Origin of the sequence: Methanomicrobium sp. W14, from assembly GCF_017875315.1 — an archaeon.
Taxonomy (GTDB): Archaea; Halobacteriota; Methanomicrobia; order Methanomicrobiales; family Methanomicrobiaceae; genus Methanomicrobium.
Map to the genome: position 1 here is coordinate 1 of NZ_JAGGMM010000001.1, position 19,645 is coordinate 19,645.

Annotated in this window: 18 protein-coding genes; 9 read left to right on the forward strand and 9 right to left on the reverse strand. The window is 42.9% G+C overall.

Going from position 1 to position 19,645, the window contains the following annotated elements; all coding sequences use genetic code 11:
- Positions 1 to 288 precede the first annotated feature (288 nt).
- A complete protein-coding gene (ppcA, locus tag J2128_RS00005) occupies positions 289 to 1,764 on the forward strand; it encodes a phosphoenolpyruvate carboxylase (RefSeq protein ID WP_209688740.1) in 1,476 nt (491 codons plus the stop codon).
- Positions 1,765 to 1,825: 61 nt separating this feature from the next.
- Here ppcA and J2128_RS00010 read toward each other — a convergent pair whose 3' ends face one another.
- The 3 genes from J2128_RS00010 to dph5 are packed head-to-tail and all read right to left on the reverse strand — an operon-like array spanning position 1,826 to position 4,259.
- Complete coding sequence (locus tag J2128_RS00010) at positions 1,826 to 2,878, reverse strand: flippase-like domain-containing protein (RefSeq protein ID WP_209688741.1); 1,053 nt, start codon at positions 2,876 to 2,878, stop codon at positions 1,826 to 1,828.
- Between the two features lie 59 nt (positions 2,879 to 2,937).
- Positions 2,938 to 3,510, reverse strand: a complete 573-nt coding sequence (locus J2128_RS00015; protein WP_209688742.1) for a DUF357 domain-containing protein — start codon at positions 3,508 to 3,510, stop codon at positions 2,938 to 2,940.
- On the reverse strand, positions 3,507 to 4,259 hold the full coding sequence (dph5, locus tag J2128_RS00020) for a diphthine synthase (protein ID WP_209688743.1): 753 nt from the start codon (positions 4,257 to 4,259) through the stop codon (positions 3,507 to 3,509). Before dph5 ends, J2128_RS00015 begins: the two co-directional genes overlap by 4 nt.
- A 159-nt stretch (positions 4,260 to 4,418) precedes the next feature.
- On the opposite strand from dph5, the gene J2128_RS00025 reads away from it, so the two are divergent.
- A complete protein-coding gene (locus tag J2128_RS00025) occupies positions 4,419 to 4,985 on the forward strand; it encodes an undecaprenyl diphosphate synthase family protein (protein ID WP_245323226.1) in 567 nt (188 codons plus the stop codon).
- Here J2128_RS00025 and uppS read toward each other — a convergent pair.
- Genes uppS through lysS form a run of 3 tightly spaced genes read right to left on the reverse strand, consistent with a single transcriptional unit; the run spans position 4,973 to position 8,251 of the window.
- A complete protein-coding gene (uppS, locus tag J2128_RS00030; RefSeq protein WP_209688744.1) occupies positions 4,973 to 5,749 on the reverse strand; it encodes a polyprenyl diphosphate synthase in 777 nt (258 codons plus the stop codon). The genes J2128_RS00025 and uppS overlap by 13 nt on opposite strands.
- Positions 5,746 to 6,717, reverse strand: coding sequence for a radical SAM protein (locus J2128_RS00035; protein ID WP_348632344.1), 972 nt, complete (start codon positions 6,715 to 6,717; stop codon positions 5,746 to 5,748). Before J2128_RS00035 ends, uppS begins: the two co-directional genes overlap by 4 nt.
- Positions 6,707 to 8,251, reverse strand: a complete 1,545-nt coding sequence (gene lysS, locus J2128_RS00040; RefSeq protein WP_209688745.1) for a lysine--tRNA ligase — start codon at positions 8,249 to 8,251, stop codon at positions 6,707 to 6,709. The genes J2128_RS00035 and lysS overlap by 11 nt, the downstream gene beginning before the upstream one ends.
- 131 nt (positions 8,252 to 8,382) lie before the next feature.
- On the opposite strand from lysS, the gene J2128_RS00045 reads away from it, so the two are divergent.
- From J2128_RS00045 to J2128_RS00065, 3 genes are all read left to right on the forward strand, one after another.
- Positions 8,383 to 9,255: a hypothetical protein gene (locus J2128_RS00045; protein ID WP_209688746.1), complete on the forward strand. Its 873-nt coding sequence runs from the start codon at positions 8,383 to 8,385 to the stop codon at positions 9,253 to 9,255.
- A 55-nt stretch (positions 9,256 to 9,310) separates the two neighbouring features.
- Positions 9,311 to 10,987 carry a PKD domain-containing protein gene (locus tag J2128_RS12830; protein ID WP_209688747.1) on the forward strand — a complete coding sequence of 559 codons (1,677 nt, stop codon included), beginning with the start codon at positions 9,311 to 9,313 and terminating at the stop codon, positions 10,985 to 10,987.
- A 184-nt stretch (positions 10,988 to 11,171) separates the two neighbouring features.
- Positions 11,172 to 13,769 (forward strand): PKD domain-containing protein, encoded by a 2,598-nt coding sequence (locus J2128_RS00065; protein WP_281069270.1) that lies wholly within the window; start codon positions 11,172 to 11,174, stop codon positions 13,767 to 13,769.
- 117 nt (positions 13,770 to 13,886) lie between these two features.
- Here the strand turns inward: J2128_RS00065 and J2128_RS00070 are convergent, their stop codons facing one another.
- From J2128_RS00070 to J2128_RS00080, 3 genes are read right to left on the reverse strand one after another with little or no spacing between them, the layout of a single operon-like run.
- Positions 13,887 to 14,279, reverse strand: a complete 393-nt coding sequence (locus J2128_RS00070; protein WP_209688748.1) for a Zn-ribbon domain-containing protein — start codon at positions 14,277 to 14,279, stop codon at positions 13,887 to 13,889.
- A gap of 10 nt (positions 14,280 to 14,289) precedes the next feature.
- Positions 14,290 to 14,670 carry a DUF2073 domain-containing protein gene (locus tag J2128_RS00075; RefSeq protein WP_209688749.1) on the reverse strand — a complete coding sequence of 127 codons (381 nt, stop codon included), beginning with the start codon at positions 14,668 to 14,670 and terminating at the stop codon, positions 14,290 to 14,292.
- 5 nt (positions 14,671 to 14,675) lie between these two features.
- Complete coding sequence (locus J2128_RS00080) at positions 14,676 to 15,317, reverse strand: Era-like GTP-binding protein (protein WP_209688750.1); 642 nt, start codon at positions 15,315 to 15,317, stop codon at positions 14,676 to 14,678.
- Positions 15,318 to 15,604: 287 nt separating this feature from the next.
- Here J2128_RS00080 and J2128_RS00085 point away from each other — a divergent pair, with 287 nt between their 5' ends.
- The 4 genes from J2128_RS00085 to J2128_RS00100 all read left to right on the forward strand — a co-directional run bounded on the left by J2128_RS00085 (position 15,605) and on the right by J2128_RS00100 (position 19,597).
- Positions 15,605 to 16,174, forward strand: a complete 570-nt coding sequence (locus J2128_RS00085; protein ID WP_348632345.1) for a CBS domain-containing protein — start codon at positions 15,605 to 15,607, stop codon at positions 16,172 to 16,174.
- A 347-nt stretch (positions 16,175 to 16,521) separates the two neighbouring features.
- Positions 16,522 to 17,385: a CBS domain-containing protein gene (locus J2128_RS00090; protein WP_209688751.1), complete on the forward strand. Its 864-nt coding sequence runs from the start codon at positions 16,522 to 16,524 to the stop codon at positions 17,383 to 17,385.
- A 246-nt stretch (positions 17,386 to 17,631) separates the two neighbouring features.
- Positions 17,632 to 18,414, forward strand: coding sequence for a CBS domain-containing protein (locus J2128_RS00095; RefSeq protein ID WP_209688752.1), 783 nt, complete (start codon positions 17,632 to 17,634; stop codon positions 18,412 to 18,414).
- 202 nt (positions 18,415 to 18,616) lie between these two features.
- On the forward strand, positions 18,617 to 19,597 hold the full coding sequence (locus J2128_RS00100) for a deoxyhypusine synthase (RefSeq protein WP_209688753.1): 981 nt from the start codon (positions 18,617 to 18,619) through the stop codon (positions 19,595 to 19,597).
- Positions 19,598 to 19,645: the final 48 nt, after the last annotated feature.

The following is a 19,645-nucleotide window of genomic DNA, read 5'->3' on the forward strand; positions in this document are numbered from 1 at the left end:
TCAGATGGTGTACTGAGATACGCGAGTTCTCGGGAAACATCTAACGCTGCAACTGCTTAATAGAGAAGTGATGAGTGTCTTTTTTTGTGTTTTTGGTGATTGGTTTAATGATTGTTTTTTGATAAGAGTTAGTGTTTAAGTGGTTGTTTTTTTGTGCGTTCCTTATTGTTAAAAGTGTAAATTTTGTTGTATTCTTCGCTTAAATTTGGTTATTTTTACAGATTTTCTTTTTTGTCAACCAAGACTTTGAATATAGTTGACATCAAATATTTATATGTGAATTTGATAATGAAAGATCAATGTCACTACAACGTGCCGAAAACGATGAGCACGCAGCATCCGGACAATGTAAATACTCCTTTTTTTTCGTGTAATTCTCTTTTGGGTGGTGAAGAAGAGGTTCTCGAGGCTTACTATGCATATTCTCACCTTAACTGCAGGGAGCAGATGTGGGACTGTGAGGGAAAAGAGGTCGATAATTTTGTTGTAAAAAAACTACTTTCTAAGTATGATTCTTACTTTTCCCAGAAACAGCTTGGAAAGGATGTTTTTTTAACTTTAAGGCTTCCTAATCCTGAGATAGAAAAGGCTGAGGCTAAAATTCTTATAGAAACTCTTGAGAGTATACCAAGGTCTTTTGATGTTGCAAAGCTGTTTTATGAAAATGAAATACCCCCGATATTTGAAGTAATTCTTCCGATGACGACATCATATGTATCAGTAGACAACATCTACCAGTATTACTGTGATTTTGTTATAGGAAAACAGCATGAAAGGCTGGGAGGTCGTGATATAACGGTCTCAGACTGGATTGGTGAATTCAAGCCTGAAAGAATTAATGTCATACCTTTGTTTGAGGACAGGGAAGGTATGCTGAATTCGGATGAAATTGTAAGAAGATACGTCGAAAATAAAAATCTGGAATATCAACGTGTATTTTTTGCACGTTCAGACCCTGCCATAAATTATGGGAACATAGGTGCCGTTATTCTTAACAAGATTGCCCTCATGAAGATGTCCCTTCTCTCAGAAAGCCTTGATATGCCGGTTTATCCTATAATCGGGGTAGGATCGTCGCCTTTCAGGGGAAACCTTAGACCTGATAATGTTGAGCGTGTAACTGATGAATATCCTGGTGTACGGACGTTTACTATCCAGTCGGCGTTTAAGTATGACTATTCTCCTGATGTCGTGAGGGAAGGGGTGAAAAAACTTGAGGAAAGAGAATTCACCAGGTCCAGAATTGTTGATGAGAATAAATGCATGTCTCTCTTTGAAAAGTGCTCGGCTGAGTATCATAAAAGACTTGTGGATTTATCCCCCGTGATAAACAAAGTGTCGGAATACATTCCGGGAAGGAGGAAGAGAAAACTTCACATAGGTCTTTTTGGTTATTCAAGGAATCATGAGGGTCTGACTTTGCCAAGGGCAATTACCTTTACGGCGGCATGTTATTCTGTAGGGGTTCCGCCTGAGATCCTTGGAATATCAGTGCTTGGTGACAAAGACAAAGACTTCCTGAATGAGGTGTATCTTCATTTTGAAGATGATTTAAGGGATGCCATGAGATACGTGAACCCGGATTCGCCTTACCTTCCAAAAGAGGATTATAGTTTTGCAAAAGGTATACTGGAAGATTTTGAAATAGATTCTGAGCATAAAGAGGCAACTGATGTGATACTAAAAAAATACACTTCAAGTCATATGGACGAGGCAGAACCTTATATTCTTAAGGCTGCAAATAAAAGGCATTTTCTGGGATAATCTCTGAAAAAAATTGTTTTTTTTATTTTGATGTCCCAAATTCCGGGAATATTTTATTTTTTCATGAATTTTTTTTCAGCTGTATTTTCTTTTTCAGAGCTTTTCTAAGCACTTCTCTTTTGACGATTATAACGGTTCCGAAAATCCCAACAAATATATTGAAGTAATAGAGAAGCAGACGCCATAAAACTACAAATATACCTACTATTGAGGACGGTATGAAAAGACTGTAGAGTGAAGTTGCCGAAAGTTCGGCAATACCAGAACTTCCGGGTGTAAGCGGGACCATCATGATGATTGCTATGATTATCTGTGCAACGAATGATTCGACAATGTGCGGGCCTTCTCCGAGACCCATGAGTATCAGTGACGCTATAAAAAATTCGTTGAACCAGTATATAATGGTAAAAAGAGACCCCCATACAAGACCGGTTTTGGAATGGCTTACATAATTTTTAAGGGCGTGGTTGAAATTGTCTACCTCTGAGTCTATATCCCTGGTGAGTTTTTCAATTTTTTCAGCATGCCAGCGTTTTGTAAAAAATGCCGAAAATTTTTTGATAAGCCTTTTTAAAAATTCAGGATTTTTGACGGAGTAGGCAAAAAGAATTACAAAGCCGGTAATTAAAAACCACATGAAGAACAACGGAAGCGCGATTGAAAGCCCAAGGTCTTCTGATCCTATCCACAGCAAAAGCATTGCAACGCCGCCTATAATTCCAAGCAGAATTCCATCAAGAACCCTTTCCATTATGACGACAGCAGTTGCGTCACCCAGAGGAACGTCAGCCCTGTAAAGCTCGTGAATCCTTACGGGTTCTCCTCCTGCCTGCGACGGTGTTACCGCTGCAACCAGAAGGTTTGCAAAGACAGCATTTAGGCAGTGAAGGAAAGGGACTTTGTAGCCAAGTGACCTTGACATGAATTTTAGTCGCAGGGCCCATGCACATAATGAAAGCATATGGAGGACAATTGCGGCCAGGAGGTATATGGGCTGGAGTTTGCTTAAATATTGTATTGTATTTTCATCAATTGTGAAATATAAAACAAGAACCAGAACTATCACGCTGAACGCAACGGATAATGCCAGCCATCTCCACTGATTTCGATCCATTTGAGTCTCCGGATTTATCTGAAAAGTTTTGTTCTGCGGCTATAAACCTTTTGAGGTTTTCATATTGTAAACAGACTTCTTTTGCCTGTAATTACGAGAAGTCCGCATCTGACCGCTGCATCAAGTATTCCGTAACCGTAACTGAATTCGGCAAGAGCATTTACAAAAAACTGTTTGGACAGATAAAATTCTCCGCTTTTAAGGTGTTTTTGTGCGGACGAAATTATATCTTTTGAGAAAGGAAACATTGTGCACCCTGTATCCGGGGCAGGGCGGACCGATTCCAATGCCTCTTTAAGCATTTGGTTGTACCTGCCGGTTTTTTCGTGCAGGTGTTCCTGAATGTTTGCAGGCATCTTCTCTTCGAAACAAAAAAGTCTTTTTTCGGGGATTTCTCCTTTTATCAGTCCTGAAATGATCCCGAAATCAAGCCACCCGAACCCGTATGTAAATGAGGCATGGGCGTTTACGGGGTCTCCTGATTTTAAAAACGAAAAGCCGTCGCTTCTGTATGCACAGGCCATTTCAAGAATTTCCTCCGAAATTCTGGAGAACGGAGTGCCTTTCTCCGGGAAGATTTTGGATTTTTTAAGCTCGGACTCCAGAAGACTCCCGAAATCTTCAGGTTTCATAGGTCCGCAAAATTCTGGAGATATTCTTTTTCCATCATATGAAGAGATGCAGGGATTGCCATAACGTGCAAAGGCCCGCCGAAATCGACTGATTTCAGTTTTTCAGCATCACCTGCGGATACGAAAGGTGATTTTGAGCCGGCGCGTGCCATTCCTATGTATATTTCAGGAGGTTCTGTCTTCTTTTTTTCTGCCATCTCTTCAATAAGAGTGACTCCCTCTTTTACTGTCATATGTCTGTCGGGCTTTATGTCAAGAAAAACAAGGGTGTGCAGGTCCAGTCTGATGTTCTGCATAATTGTATCAAGAGGGGTTGTAGGAAACCATTTCCCTTCCGGGTATGGTATTGAACAGGATTTCCCGAACCTGTAATTCTGGAGGCCTGACAGCCCGCATACGGCACTCTGGATTGATGCACCGTGGATGATTCCGGTCTCAATGTCCTTTTCTTTTGCCCGGATGCGAAGGTCGGAATGTGTTGTTGAAACCATAGGATCGCCCCCGGTAAGAAAAACGGCGTTTCCGTTAACTGCTGCCTTCAGTATTTTCTCAGGGGACTTCTCCACGTCGTCGCGCCCGAGAAGCGTAATTTTCCTGTCGTAATATTTTTCCATTTTTTGTACGTCCGCCCCCATAAGGCGGGACGTATAGCCTTCAAGGAATACCGAATCTGCGCTTTTAACTGCTTCAAGACCTTTTATTGATATATCTTTCTCATCGTAGAGACCAAGACCAACGAATGTAAGCATTTTTTTCCTCTTTTTTTGGAATCGTATAGTATGTATTTATCTTCAAAGAGAAAAAAGACAATAGTTAGTTTGTGGTGAATGCCACAGACATACATCCGAACGACTGGAATGTCTTTGGGGTGTTGGGAATATATGCTGATTCACCGTTATTATGAACGAATGCTGAGAAAGGAACTGAAAAACTTTCCTGACTCCGTGTGCTTCATGATAACTGATGAGGACATTACCAATGCCCCAATGAAACCAGAAGAGGTCTGCGGGTGGTGCATCAGTTTAGGAATTAAAAGAATTATTTTTCATATAGATACAGATTCTGCAGAATCCGTTTTTTCATATCTTGACGAAATCCGGAAAATATCCGGGATTGCTCATCTTAACCTTTGCTGCGACGGAAAAACAGAGGTGTCAGGTAAAGGTGCCGAAGTATCAGTGGCTATAGGGATGAGCGGAAGGGATGAAATTGTAAATGCCATAAAGCAGATGGCAAAAGACGGCGTTAACCCTGAATCTGTTGACGAAAAAAAGATAGAATCATATTTGAACTTTAAATTTGAGCCTGACCTTGTTATAAAAGCCGGGGGAAGCCACCTGACCGATTTTCTTATATGGCAGTCGGTTTATTCTGAACTGTTTTTCCTTGACGTCAACTGGAAGGGATTCAGGAAAATTGATCTTTTAAGGGCCCTTCGTGATTACCAGCTGAGAAAACGTCGTTACGGAAAATGACCTTCACGGTATCTCTGGTCATACAGTCTCACTCCGCGTAATAGGTCTATTTTACGGAAAAGGGGCCAGTAAGGTGCGCAGAAATATACTGCCGATTCATTTCCGTTGGCAAGCCACGGCAGAAAGTTGGATGTCCTCTTTTCGTTTCCTGTTCTTATGATAAGGTCAACTTTCGGGATATTCACCGTATGATAAAGACTCTTTTCAATTGTGTCGTAATTGATGTCTTCCGTGTTTATTCTCTTTTCACGTATATCTCTTAATATCGAACGTGTTGCGCACAGGATCTCGTTTCTGCCGCCGTATGCAATTGCAAGGTTTATCGTGAAATGTTCGTAGTCTTTTGTAAGCTCTTCGACTCTCTCTATCTTTTCAAGAAGGTCTGCGGGCACAAGGTTTCTGTCGCCGACCATCTGTATTCTTATTTTGTTTTTATGAACTCTTTCGTCAGACCCGGCCTTGACCGCCTTTTCGGTAAACAGCTCAAAAAGTTCGTGCAGTTCGGATTTGGACCTGCTGAAGTTCTCTGTCGAAAAACAGTAGAGAGTCATATGGTGGACTCCGATTTCCTGCGCCCATTCCAGAACCTTTTCAGTAGTCTGTGCCCCCAGCCTGTGGCCTGTTGATACTTCAAGTCCGTATTCTTTTGCGAATCTCCTGTTTCCGTCCTGGATTATCGCGATATGGTTAGGGACATGGGATATATTTCTGAGAAGATGCTTCTCGTAGATTATGTCCAGATATTCTCTTATTTTTGTGTTCACTGTACCGGTGTCACCTCTACTATCATGCCGTTGTTGGGGTATCTTTCAATGATTTTTTTCTCTCCGGGAAAATCATTCGGATAGTCTGTTAAAAGCCACCATGAAAGCTCGATGTGATCTTCAAACCTTTCATACATTGAATCATCAAGGTCTTTTGGCAGTTCACTTTCGGGAGTCAGAAATCCGTATACTACAGTTCCGTCTTCTGTAATCTCTTCGAAAGGCCTTGCAGTATTTTTGGCAATACGCTTGAGCCTCTCTCTAAGCTGCACTGAGTCCTTAAAAGCTGATGAGCACCAGTGAACCTTGCTGTCGGCAGAGATCAGTTTATCGGCCCACTGTTTTGCGCCTGAGACTGCGTTGTGGTAGTTGTCCTCCAGGCTATAGCCCATATTTCTCATAGCTTCTGCGTTTGTCTCGCTCCACTCAAGTTCGTTTATGTTGAGGTGGTCGAGGTACGGGAGCGCAGGGATAAGGTTTTCAAGTCCTGGCAGGGAAGGGACTTCGAATGTAACTTCAAAACCCATCTCTTTTGCTTTTATTGCAGATTTTATGTAGTCTGTTGATATAATATCTTTCCACAGTTCCTGCGGCGGGTGCATTCGCAGTTCATCCACAAGACCGGTAAGTTTTGAAAGCGTTTCTTCATCCGGAGCAGTTCCTGTATACAGGTGTATGTGGTGTTCCTTTCCGAACTCTTTTTTCAGCATGCGACAGCAGTAAACTACTCTTTCTGTCTCAAGAAGCGCTTCTCCGCCTGTGACGCCTGTCCCGAGAGCACTCATCATTCTGGCTTCGTCCAGAATGTCCTGCGGGGTTTTTACCGGTCTGTCGTTGGCATATGTATTGTCTTTTCCTTTTCTTTCATAGGATATCGGGCAGTACCAGCAGGATTTGTTGCATTTGCCTGTTATAAACAGGACCATTTTTGCTCCTTTATGGCACAGTCTGCATCCTTCACTGAGCACCGGCACTCACCGCTTCAGTCAGTCTTCTGGTCACAAAGTCTTTTCCAAGTGCTTCAAGGAACCATCCTGCACGCGGGCCCCTTTCCTGGCCGAGAATTGACCTGTATATGCAGGTGAAGACTGATTTTGGATTTATTCCAGCCTCTTCTGCGGTATTGTATACTGAATTGTGCAGATTTTCAGCAGTCCAGTCAGAAAGTCCCTCCATTTTTGATACAAGGATTCCAAGAGCGTACTTTTCGGCGTCATTAAATGAGAAGACATCCTGCGGGAGCTCTTTTTTGACCGTGAATTTCACCATATCCGGGGCGTATTTCTCTACCCAGATTCTCGCACGGCTTGCCCTCTTCAGGACGGCTCCCTCGTCTTTTATGTCATATCCACTTCTTTTCAGGACTTCCATAACGGATTTGTCATCCTTTGCTATCTGCACGACCGTGACAAGGTGCCTGAACGGGATATCGGTTGCGAGGTTTGAAGAAATCTTTGAAAGCTCGTACTCACGGCTGTCGGCCTTTTCTGCAACTCTTGCATATTCGTCGATAAGTGTCAGAAGACCCATTCCGGGGTCGAAAGTTATGGCTTTTTCCGGTTTGCTTCTTGCTATTAGATATCTCAAAACGTCGGGAGGGACAATTTCAAGCATTGAATCTATTGTAATTGCAACGCCTGTTGACGATGCCATTGCGCCTTTTCCCTTCAGGCTTATCCATTCATACGGGACAGGATATGGTGCATTCGCGTTGAATATTTTTTTGACAATCTCTTTCCCGGTCTCATACGACCCGCCTGATGCTGCATGGTCCTTCCCGAAAGGCTCTATCGTAACGCCGAGGTTTGCCCAGCGCATAGGCCAGTCAACACGCCAGACAAGTTTTCCTTCGCCTTTTGAATAGTCGCAGACTCCTTCGTAACCGCAGCTGCACCTGTATTTTACCTGGTGTTTTTCAGGGTCGTGCTCAAGTATCTCTGCGTTGCTTATTTTTTTGCACTTTTTGCATATAGGGTAAAACGGGACCCAGTTTTCCGGGAGTTTTCTTCTTGATACGCGTTCGAGAATCTCTTTAATCTCCGCCGAATGCTCAAGGACGGTGCTGATTTCCTCTGTAAACCTTCCTGACCTGTAAAGTTCGCTTGATCTGAGAACTGTCGGCTTTACGTCAAGCTCTTCAAGTGCTTTCAGGAAGGGTTCAAGGAAATGCTCCGCGTAGTTTTTGTGCTTTCCGCACGGACACGGGATGTCGCATATAGGAAGGCCTATGTACTGCGAGTAGCTTTCCGGAAGGAAGGGGTATACTTTTCTTAACGGGTCGAAGTCGTCGGCGTTATATATCAGCTTTACTTCAAGTCCCCTGTCTTTTATTGCCTTGTATACGAGGTCGCCTGTGACGACTTCCCTCATGTTGCCGAGATGAATCGGCCCCGAAGGTGTTATTCCTGTGGCTATAAGGTGGGGTGTGTCCTGATTTACTTCTGATGCACAGACATCTGCCCAGTATATTTTTTCATTTGATTTTCCGTTGCTGTTCTGCATGTGCCTTATATATTATTATTCTGAGATTAACAATATGTAGGTTAAGGTCTTCCTGACAATAGAAAAGTAATTAATTTTTGGCGGTTGAATAAAATCATTAATTGTCCTTAAGAATACCGGTATCTGAAACGATGAGTCCTACAAGGAATGAAGATGGTCTTTCCGAAGTAATCGGAATTATACTGATTCTTGCTTTAATAGTGATATTTCTCTCTTTATGGGTTGTTTACGCAGTCCCTGCTGACGGAAGGCAGGACGAAATAGAGCACATGGACTACGTCCAGAACTGGTTTACGCAGTATAAGATTACGGCAGATTCACTGTGGATAAATTATAACGACAACAGTGAGTCAAGGACTTCGGGTATTACTGTTTCCGATTCACTGATGCTCGGTTCGCAGGGAGGCGCCACGAACAGCCAGGGACTGTTTCTTGCTCTGATGAGGCCTTTCGGGTCTTCGGGTACAATATCTGTTGAAAACGAGGGACCTGAGTTTTTTGAAATAAGAAACGGCAGCGGAGTTTTTCTTAACGGGAGTCTGGTGAGGGTCCAGTACGAGGCGCAGAACAATTACTGGATACACCAGACTTATTACTACCAGATGGGAGGTGTGTTTTTAAACCAGAGTGACGGGACGGTTAACAGGATTTCTCCCCTTATCAGTTTTGGTTCAAATGGCAGTCAGAAAATAGCCAATATAATTATAATAAATATCACCCCCGGAAAGGCAACTTCTATCAGCGGAGAGGGTCCGACGAGGATTGACACAGTCCTGACCAGGATTTCAGATCAGGAGAGGCTGGAGGGAGACCATGATCTGGATATAGAACTGACGCTTCAGGACGAATCCGCTGCAAAAGCCTGGCGCAGTATTTTAAGAGGGCTTGGGGGCAATGCCAGTGTTGTCGGCAACAAGGTCACAGTAAGCGGTCTGAGTGAGGTTTACTACAGATATGCAAATTATACTGTTTCTTTGCAGTCAGTTGCAGCTTCATTAACCTGATGACTGAAAGGTTAGAGAATTTACTTAAGCCTGGTAAAAAAGTGGAAGTTTTAAAATGGAGTCGGAGAAGCATGGGACAGACAGGGCAGGGCAGGGGGTTGCGCCCGGATATGATGATGGTGTAGCTGAAATTATCGGTGCACTTCTTCTTATTGCAATTATTTCCGTTACTGTCGGAATAGTTGCAATAGTTGCCTTTTCAAATGTTTCTTCTGTAGTTGAAACTCCTGCCCTGAGAGTAGGGCTTTATGATGACAGCGGAAATATCAGTCTTCTTCACCAGGGAGGAGACCCCATGTACAGGCAGACCACGCGGATAACGGTCGACGGCGTTGACAGGACAGATGATTTTGAAAACGAGGGTGAAGGAGGTGTCTGGAATACGTTTTCGACGGGAGACCTTCTTACAAGTTTTGTTCCTTACGCTGAAGATGCGAAAGTCCAGATAATATATACCGCTTCTGAAAACCCGACGGTCATTGAGGAACTGTCAGGTCAGCCTGAGGTTTCTTCTGCACCTGTTGCAAACTTCTCGTTTTCTCCCACTTCGGGATACGCACCTCTTGAGGTATCCTTCGAAGATCAGTCTTCAGGAGATACAACATCATATTACTGGGACTTCGGTGACGGTAATACCTCAACCGTTTCCAATCCTTCCCACACATACGCCAGTTCAGGCACATACGAAGTAACACTAACTGTGTGCAACGGGGATGCATGCACCTCAATAACAAAGAGCATAACAGTCTTTGGATTTTCAGACTTTGTCGTGAATGAAAGTGTGTTTGTGTACGGTGATTACGTATACCTTCATGGTGGTAATGATGTTACAGGCACAGGTTCTACTGTTATAATAACGGGTGACCTGGAAAATAACGGTGGAGTTCACTTATATGTTACTAATGTATACGTTGACGGGTCAGTTGATCTTGGAGGGAGTGCAGTTCTTGGCTCTGAAACTGACTCAAATATAATTTATATAACCGGAGATATGAGCCTTAAAGGAGACCCAAATGTTTACGGTGATACATACGTAGAAGGGAATGTTGATCTTGGAGATTCATCGTATATTCATGGTGACCTGTATACAAATGGGAATCTCAATTTTGGTACAGGTGATCTTTTTGGTGAAACTCATGTAAACGGAGATTTCACTATGACTAATACTGGTACAATACATGGGAATATGTACATTAACGGTGATCTATCTCTGGAAAAAATTCCTGCTATTGATGACGGGGTGTTTATCTATTATACTGGATCAGATCACAAAGAAAATTATCCTCAGGATATAATTGACAAATGCATTCATGTTGATTCTGTCCCGGAATTTTCAATGCCGGAATTTATTGGTATGCCTATACCTTCTGCAAAATCATCTGACTGGTATGGTTCACGAGGGTACGTTTTGGGTAGCGATGTAAGCGTTCTGAAAAACGGAACGAAGATATATTCTGAGAGCGGATATTCGAAAACCTGGCGGTGGAATGATGAAGGTGCTGAAAATATTGTTATCATTGCAAAGACTGGTGATATCACATTGGATCGTTTCTGGAATATTCCTGTAACAGGTGTTCTCTTTGCCCCCAATGGAAAAGTAACATATACAGGTTCGTCTTTTGAGGGAGTTGTCATTGCAAAGGATGGATTTTATGTCACAAACGGAGGGACAGGTATAGTATTCAAGAATTTGGATGAATACATAGCAGACCCTGCTGATTATCCGTTTTAGTCAATAATCAGCAGTCTGTGATATGGAAGATAATGAGTATATTTTTAAATACCTATAAAATGTAGGAACACACAAAGGTCATCTGTTAAGGGGTTTTCATTGGTGTATGAAAAAATAGGTTTTCCCGTTTTTTTGGATTACAATATAAATTATAATTTTGTCATATTGAGGGGGCTGGCAACTATTGACTGGAGACGGCATGGTGGACGAAGACAGATATAATATATGCGTTTGTGAAGCGGTTTCGGATATCGTCGGAGCTATTCTTATGATATCACTGGTTGTAATAGGTATTGCCATTGTAGGAGTTTTTGTAACAGGCCAGAATACTCCGACTGAAATTCCGAGTCTGTCGGTTATTCCTGATACCACAGGTAATGACCTGCTTTTGTATCATTCCGGAGGAGACTCTCTAAAAAGCGGAGAATTTTATGTCCGTGTCGATGGCACTGATTATTACCCTGATCAAATGGAGCTTATAGATCAGGGCGATGACATATATTCCGGTTCAGATAACTGGAATTCATGGGATGTCGGGCAGACGCTTGTCATACCGGATGAAAGCGATTATAAGCAGGTTCAGATAATCTCCACAACCGGATCCGGCAGTGTTATTGCAAGTATAGGTGATTTCACAGATACGTCTGCACCTACGGGTACCACCTCTCCTACAAGTCCAACAGGCACTACTTCTCCTACAAGTCCTACAGGTACTACTTCTCCTACTCCGGGACCACTGCCTGTAGCGGACTTCACAGCCAATGTCACTTCAGGAATCGCGCCTCTTATAGTGAACTTCACCGACCTTTCCTATGGAAACGGGGCCAATATAACGTCATGGTCATGGAACTTCGGTGACGGTTCTGCCTCGGCGGACCAGAACCCGGTCCATGTGTACAATTACGGAGGCAGCTATAACGTCACTCTTACAGTTTCAACCATTTACGGCAGCGATTCGGAGATCAAAGCCCGTTACATCAACGTGAGCGGACTTCCGCAGCCTGCCGCGTGGTGGAAGTTCGATGAGTCTTCAGGAAATACCGCTGTTGACTCGTCCGGAAATAATAATAACGGGGTCATAAACGGCCCTGTATTGCGTGGTGTTGGAGCATGCGAAAATGCGCTTTATTTCGACGGTACAACAAATTACGTCTCCGTTCCTGACAGCAGCACGCTTGACGCCCCGTCTGAGATTACTTTAACTGCATGGATTTATCCCGAGCACCCGGTAAACAAGTCCGGAATTCAGGACCAGTACAGAAACTACGTTTCCCTCGTTGACAAAGGCGAAGACGACAGTGACAACTACGAATTTTTCGTCCAGAAAACTGACAATATAAGCCGCCTGACATTTGAATCGGGTAACACGTATAATTTCAACAGTCTGTCGTATGGATACAACAGGTGGCAGCACCTTGCATGCGTTATAGATTCGGGCTCTTCAACAGGAACAGTATATATTGATGGTGAAGAGGCCGGAACATTTACGGTCGGGTCATCTCTCACCACAAATGACCAGCCGGTCTATATCGGCATGCAGAGGATAAACTCTCATCCCGACTGGGCGACATTCAACTTCAAAGGATGGCTTGATGACGTTAGACTTTACACGACTGCCCTTACAGGTGACCAGGTAAGAGACATCTATGACACCTGCACACCGCCGGCAACTCCTGTTGCAAACTTTACTGCGAATCAGACTGTCGGAGAAACACCGTTTGCAGTTAATTTCACGGATCTTTCAACGGGAGACCCGATATCATGGATGTGGAATTTTGGTGACAATACCATTTCAACAGAGCAGAATCCGGTTCACACATATACTGATGCCGGAAATTATACGGTTTCACTGACTGCAACAAACAATGGAGGTTCTGATACTGAGGTAAAGACAGATTATATAAATGTCAGTCTTTCTTTTGCAGATTACATTGTAACTGAAAATGTGTTTGTTTATGGGTACCAGCTGGAATTTAACGGAGGAACTATAACCGGTTCCGGTTCAACCATTGTAGTTAGGGGTGGCGGAGTAACAACCGAGGATTTAAACGGCGGAGCCTCACTTTCGGCGTCTTATATTTACATTGATGGCCCTGTGGATCTTGACGGTGGAAGTGCTGATTTGGGATCTCAGGTGTATCCAGGAATTATATCAGTTAATGGTGATGTAACACTTTGGGCTGGTGATCGTGATGTTTATGGGGATCTTTATGTAAATGGCGACTTTGCAATAAAAGATGCCAATATACACGGTGATGTTTATGTTAATGGAGACCTGACACTTGGATGGACACCTAGCTTTGATTCTGATTCATACATTTATTATACAGGAACCATAACTTACCCGGATAATTATCCTGTGGATGTTATTAACAGATGTATACATGTAGATTCTGTCGAAGTCATTGATATGCCTGATTATGAAATTCCCCAGGCAAAGTCGTCTGACTGGTATAATTCCCGAGGATACGTGTCCGGTGGTACTCTTTCGAGCGGAATTAAGATATTTGCTGACAGTTATTCCTCTACAGACTGGATTAAAGGTGGCAAGGCGGAAAATGTTATTGTTGTCGCATCAACAGGTGATATAACGATAAGTCATGGAGGTATTACAGTGACAGGAGTACTATTTGCACCCAACGGAAAGGTAATCTTTAACGGAGCTTCCTTTGAAGGTGTAGTCATTGCAAAGGACGGATTTTATGTCTCAAGCGGTGGAACCTCAGTTGTCTTTAAAAATATGGATGAATACATAACCGACTCATCAGATTATCCGTTCTAAAAATAATTTTAACATTTTGATAAAAAATAGAGAATGTTGGTATATTAAATCTCTAGTATATCCCATTCTATGGTTCCTACCTAAAAAATAAAAAAAAGCACAATTTTTAAAAATATTCTATTTGGTTTTCTTTCTGCCCTTTTTCTTCTTTGCCATTGAAAGAATATCGACGATGTATTTGTCGTCAGACCCCATCTGCATAATCATGTCATCGCCCTTTGCCAGTTTCTCTATATTAAGTTCATAAGAACCGGGACTGACCACCCTGATGCTCTCTATTCTGTCATAAATTTCGGTCTTTTCATCGCTTTTGCCGGTTTTTAACTCGACAATCTCTTCTTTCTTTTCTTCGGCAAGTTTTTTTATGGATTTCTCTTCAAGGACGTCCTTGTGGACGTCCTCGTTTTTGATATACAAAAATTTTTTGCCGCCGCAGCTTGGACAGCCTTTTAAAATCTCCGTGGAACCGTCCCCAAATTCCCTTCCACACTGTATACACTTATGCGGCATGACTATTCTTTCACCTTGAAGAGACCCAGGTACTTATGAGGTCCTTGTCCTTCTTTAATGTCTTCATCTGGTTTGCAGGACCAATTACCGTAAGACGTCCTGAAGAGCTCTCCTTCTTCCCGAAAAGACCGCCGAAAAGACCACCCTGCTTCTGGTTTTCCTGCTTGTCTGCCGAGTAGGTCTCCATCTCGATACCTGCAAAGCCGTCAGGTGTTATCTCACGCATTGTCGTCTCGATGAGCATACTCTGTTCGTCAGGAGAAAGACCCTTTTCGAGGACAACAACGTTTCCATCCATGACCTCGTCCAGAATAAGCCTTACCTTCTCAAGGGTAGTTAAATGTTCGAGACGTTCTGCAGAGATTAGGTCTATTTGTACACCCTGGATCATTGGAATCACCCGAAGTAGTCGATCATTTTTTCATATAGCTCTTCCACGTTGTTGCCCTCAAGTCCTGATATTGAAATTACGGGGTGTTGCGGGAAAGCGCTTTTAATCCTTGCTGAGGATGCGTCAGGCAGGTCGTTTTTGTTAGCCACAATTATAACGGGCAGGTCACGGCTTTCAATAATCCCCACTAACATGATATTGACCTGTATAAACGGATCCTGCGTAGAATCAAGCATGTATATTACTCCGTCGATATCCTCACGGAGCCAGTGCATTGCTTCTGCAACACCTTCTGTCGCCTCTCTTGCCCTGACTATTGCCTCGTCCTTGTCCATTCCGTATTCCAGGAACTCCTTATAGTCAATCTTTGTTGTAACCCCGGGTGTGTCAACGATATCGATTTTGATTGAGTTTCCCTTTTCGTCGGATATCTTTATACCTTCCTTTCTTCGTGCCCTTCGTGTCTCGTGGGGGATCTCGCTTACGGGTCCTATTGCATCCCCGGTCCAGTCACGTACAATTCTGTTGCTAAGCGTTGTCTTTCCGGCATTAGGAGGGCCGTAAATACCGATCCTCATCTGCTTTTTTTTGAAAAGTCCGCTGAACAGTTTGGAAAATTTTTGTTTTGTCCTTACGAAAAAATTCATGTCCCAGTCTCCGTTTGTAACTAAAACTCTTTAATGTATTACATTATGTACAGTATAAAATAATATCATGTATCCTTTTGGTGAATAAGATTTCTATTGAGTTATGCATAAAAACGCCTTTTTTGCAATACATCACTTTTGTATATATTAATAGCGCTTTATGAAAATACAGAGTCATTAGTCTTTTATACTGACAGGATCATAGGTTAGCTTGTAGCCCTCTCTTCTGCCAGGAGAGGTGAAATATCTGCTTTCCTAAAAAGGGGGCAGAAAACGGAGGTGATCATGTGAGTGAGAAAGGGATAGATACAAGGCGCTTTCAGATTGACGTACCCGTTAAGGAGGTCATGAGGTATAATCCTGTAACCATAGGTTCTGAGGCAACAGTATGGAAAGCGGCGGAAAAGATGTGCCGCAATGAAGTAGGCAGCTGTATTGTTTTGCAGAACAATGTGCCCAAAGGCATAGTGACAGAGGAGGATTTGACCTGTAAAATTGTTGCTCTCAACAAAAAACCCGGTGAGGTTTACGTAAGTGAAATTATGAGCACACCTCTGATAACAATTGACTCCGACAAAACAGTGGGAGAAGCGACTCATATGATGGTATCACATAAAGTAAGAAGACTTCCTGTTGTTGAAAACCAGAAAGTGGTAGGTCTTGTTACTGTACGTGACATACTCTCTGTCTCAAACGAGCTCAATGAGATTATGTCAGATTTAATAAAAGTGAATCATGATTATGACGAGTCGATGACAGGAGTATGCGACGTATGCGGAAAGATGTCCGACAGTCTTACACCTGTTGACGGAAGGCTTCTTTGCCCCGGCTGCAAAGGAAGCGATGATACTGATTAATTTAAACAAGGCCTTTTAAGACCTTTAAAAATAATGATAATGGTTCTCTGCTGATGTAGCAGAATAAAAAGAGTAATCCGAAACGGAAATGAAACCGGAGAAGTGATTTTTGTTCTCTTTGGCAGAATTAAAAATCTTTTTTCCTGTTTTTTAAAGGAGAATTGACATAAACTAAAAAAGCGGTAAGAAAATGTAACACCAGTGCAAAAGTTCAGATTACGCTTTACGGCTTCACTGTGTTCATTTTCCCTAAACAATCAAAAAGACTAATATGATTACCAGATTTCAGTATAAACCGTGGATTTTACAGGAATAACTGCCCGGTTACAGCAATAGGGAATGATTTCATGCGTAAGGAAGTGAAACACCGCAATAATAAAGAAGTTGCAGACATAGCCACACATGATGTAATCTCGGTCTCCCCGACCATGAGCATCATAGGTGCTGTTGAAACAATGACCCGCAAGGGCTTCAGACGCCTTCCGGTTACTGATTCCGGAACCAGCAAAATTATAGGAATGGTAACTGCAGGAGACATCATAAATTTCATGGGAGGCGGTGAAAAGTTCAATCTTGTATCCGGAAAGCATAAGGGAAACATGATTGCCGCTTTAAATGACAGTGTCCGTGAAATTATGAGCACAAGGCTTCTGACTGTAAAGGAAAACACCAGAATAACTGATGTCGCAAAGACTATCGTTGATAAAAAATGCGGCGGGATACCAATTGTAGATGAAGAAGGTATTCTTACCGGGATAGTTACGGAAAGAGACATCCTTAAAGTGTTCTGCAAAACCCCGAACTATCTGTGTGTCTCGGATATAATGACAAAAAATCCTCATGTCACAACTCCGGACTCCCCTATATGCAGTGTCACAAAAGAGATGGTGACAAAAAAATTCCGCCGTCTTCCCGTTGTAAGCGACGATGTGCTCTTCGGGATAATCACGGCAATGGATATTATGAATTATGTCGGAGACAAAGATGTCTTTAAGGAAATGATTACAGGAGATGTATCTGATGTCATGTCTGTTCCGGTAAGAAAACTTATAAACGGGAACCTGTATACAACGACTCCTGACGAAAGCATAAGCAACGTCGCCATAGAGATGGTGGAAAAAGGCGTAGGTGCTTTGCCTGTAATCGAAAATTCACGTCTTGTAGGTGTAATCACCGAGTTTGACCTGGTAAGGGAATTATCAGTTGAATGACAGACTAAATGAAATGTATAAGGTCTTTCTTTCATAAAGGAGGGAGAAATCAAATAAGCCTGATGCAGTTGGAAAAAGGGTTTATCCATCTGAAAAATCCAAAAAATAAAAAAATCTGCCTGAAAAATAATCTGACGGCCCTGATGCCTGTTAATAAAAACGGGCGTTTCTGAGCCAGGCCTGGCAGAACGGGGAAATGAAAGAGAATAAAAAAATATCATAAAACCTTAAACAGAGGTGTAAAAAATGAGTGAAAAACTGCTAATAAAAGATGTAATGTCAAAACCTGTAACTATTGCAAAATCTGCTGTAATTACCGAAGCTCTTGATAAAATGCTTGATCTGGGTGTTGATCCGTTAATTGTCACAAACAGTGGTGCCGTTACAGGCACAATATCCCGGCAGTCCATTGCAGATGTACTGGGAAGCAAAAAAACCTCTGCGATTTCTCCTACCCAGATTCATGTCTCAAACAGGATGGATGAAAATTTTACTTCAGCATATCCTGATCAGGATGCAGAACTTCTGGTCCCGCTACTCCAGGAATACAGGATTGTGGTTGTTCTTGACAACGATCATAACCTTGTCGGAAAGGTGGATGCAGCAGATCTTTTGTCAGTAATGCTTCCTGAAGCTCCGGTTGAAAAGCTGATGCAGACTCCGCATACTATACATCCCGGAGACCGCGTCGTTCACCTGCGCAGAAAAATGATGGATGAAAAAGTCATAAAGTTCGTTGTAACAGATGAGGAAACAGGAGAAATAGTAGGTGTTGTCACCGAAACCGACATTGCTAAGTCCATGCGTGACCTGCGTGAGAGCGTAAACGCCAAGCATCAGGAGTACCAGGTCAGAAATCTCCTGGTAAGCGAAATAATGACAAGTCCTGCCATATCTGTTGATGTGGGTGCCGGCCTTGATGAGATAAGAGATCTTATCATAAAAAAGCGCATCAGCTCGGTTCCGGTAATAAAAAACGGAAAACTTGCAGGAATTCTTTCAAAAGAATCAATTCTGGTTGCTCTATAAGAGCATCCTGCTTTTTTTATTTTCAAGAGGGCTTATTATATTTCTATGGCAGAATGAATAGAGTAATGATTAAGCGTTTTATAATGTTTCTGAACGACTTGATAATAATTTATTGAAAATTCAGGAACCTGTACTGCCGGTTTTCATTTCCGGGCAGTTTTCAGGATTTGTTTTATTTGTAAGGAGAAATCAGGGAGAAAAAATGAAGAGAGTAGATCCCGCGGTTCCCGCGGGAAATGTAGCAGAACTGCTTGCCAATATGAGCAATACGGGTTTTCAGGGCAGAAAACTTGGAGAATCCCTGGATATCTGGAGCCGGATGATAGAGGATGAATCATGTACTATATTGCTTGGTCTTTCAGGTGCCATGATACCTGCCGGGATGCAGGAGATTATACGTGAACTTGTTAAAAGAAGGTATATTGACGTTTTGGTCTCTACGGGGGCGAATATGTTCCATGACACCTGCGAGCACCTTGATGTCCACCACTATCTCGGGCACCACCATGTAGATGATGTGGACCTTTTTTCAAAAGGGATAGACAGGATATACGATGTTTTTGCGTATGAAAAGGAGTTTCGGACCATAGATTCGGCAATATCCGGTTTTGCCGGGGAACTTTCGCCTTACACCGGCTCATCACGCGATTTCACCGGCAGACTCGGCAGGTGGCTTTCGGAGAAAAATCCTTCGGGCAAGTCTGTACTTTCGGAATGCGCAAAGTCAGGTGTACCTGTGTTTATTCCGGCTCTCTGCGATTCGTCTATTGGAATCGGGCTTTTGATGGCAAGAAGAAAAGGTGTCAGCACTTTTGTAGACCAGATAGCAGATGTCGATGAAATCACAAAAATCGTCGAATCCTCGGAGAGAACAGGCGTTATATATGTAGGAGGCGGTGTCCCGAAAAATTTCATCCAGCAGACCCAGGTGATAGCCTCAATTCACAATGCCGGGAATGACGGTCATCATTATGCTATCCAGTATACAACGGACTCTCCCCACTGGGGCGGCCTTTCCGGGTGCACATTCGAGGAGGCCATCAGCTGGGGGAAGGAGACGCCCGACTGCCGGAACGTGCAGTGCTTCTGTGATGCTACAATTGCGCTTCCCGTCGTCGTTTCGGGTCTGGTGTCTGCCGGAGTGCAAAGAAAAAAAGTGCCTGATGTCATGAATATGATTTAAAGGTCAGTCCCGCGGGAGATTCCGGATAAAATTTCCCAACCGGCTTAT

Excerpts from the sequence above, each read along its gene's own strand:
- J2128_RS00015 (WP_209688742.1), bottom strand. The coding sequence starts at position 3,510 with ATGAAACCTGAAGATTTCGGGAGTCTTCTGGAGTCCGAGCTTAAAAAA.
- J2128_RS00010 (WP_209688741.1), bottom strand. The coding sequence starts at position 2,878 with ATGGATCGAAATCAGTGGAGATGGCTGGCATTATCCGTTGCGTTCAGC.
- J2128_RS00025 (WP_245323226.1), top strand. The coding sequence starts at position 4,419 with ATGCTGAGAAAGGAACTGAAAAACTTTCCTGACTCCGTGTGCTTCATG.
- J2128_RS00100 (WP_209688753.1), top strand. The coding sequence starts at position 18,617 with ATGAAGAGAGTAGATCCCGCGGTTCCCGCGGGAAATGTAGCAGAACTG.
- dph5 (WP_209688743.1), bottom strand. The coding sequence starts at position 4,259 with ATGCTTACATTCGTTGGTCTTGGTCTCTACGATGAGAAAGATATATCA.
- J2128_RS00075 (WP_209688749.1), bottom strand. The coding sequence starts at position 14,670 with ATGATCCAGGGTGTACAAATAGACCTAATCTCTGCAGAACGTCTCGAA.
- ppcA (WP_209688740.1), top strand. The coding sequence starts at position 289 with ATGAAAGATCAATGTCACTACAACGTGCCGAAAACGATGAGCACGCAG.
- J2128_RS00080 (WP_209688750.1), bottom strand. The coding sequence starts at position 15,317 with ATGAATTTTTTCGTAAGGACAAAACAAAAATTTTCCAAACTGTTCAGC.
- lysS (WP_209688745.1), bottom strand. The coding sequence starts at position 8,251 with ATGCAGAACAGCAACGGAAAATCAAATGAAAAAATATACTGGGCAGAT.
- J2128_RS00090 (WP_209688751.1), top strand. The coding sequence starts at position 16,522 with ATGCGTAAGGAAGTGAAACACCGCAATAATAAAGAAGTTGCAGACATA.
- J2128_RS00070 (WP_209688748.1), bottom strand. The coding sequence starts at position 14,279 with ATGCCGCATAAGTGTATACAGTGTGGAAGGGAATTTGGGGACGGTTCC.
- J2128_RS00095 (WP_209688752.1), top strand. The coding sequence starts at position 17,632 with ATGAGTGAAAAACTGCTAATAAAAGATGTAATGTCAAAACCTGTAACT.
- J2128_RS00045 (WP_209688746.1), top strand. The coding sequence starts at position 8,383 with ATGAGTCCTACAAGGAATGAAGATGGTCTTTCCGAAGTAATCGGAATT.
- J2128_RS12830 (WP_209688747.1), top strand. The coding sequence starts at position 9,311 with ATGGAGTCGGAGAAGCATGGGACAGACAGGGCAGGGCAGGGGGTTGCG.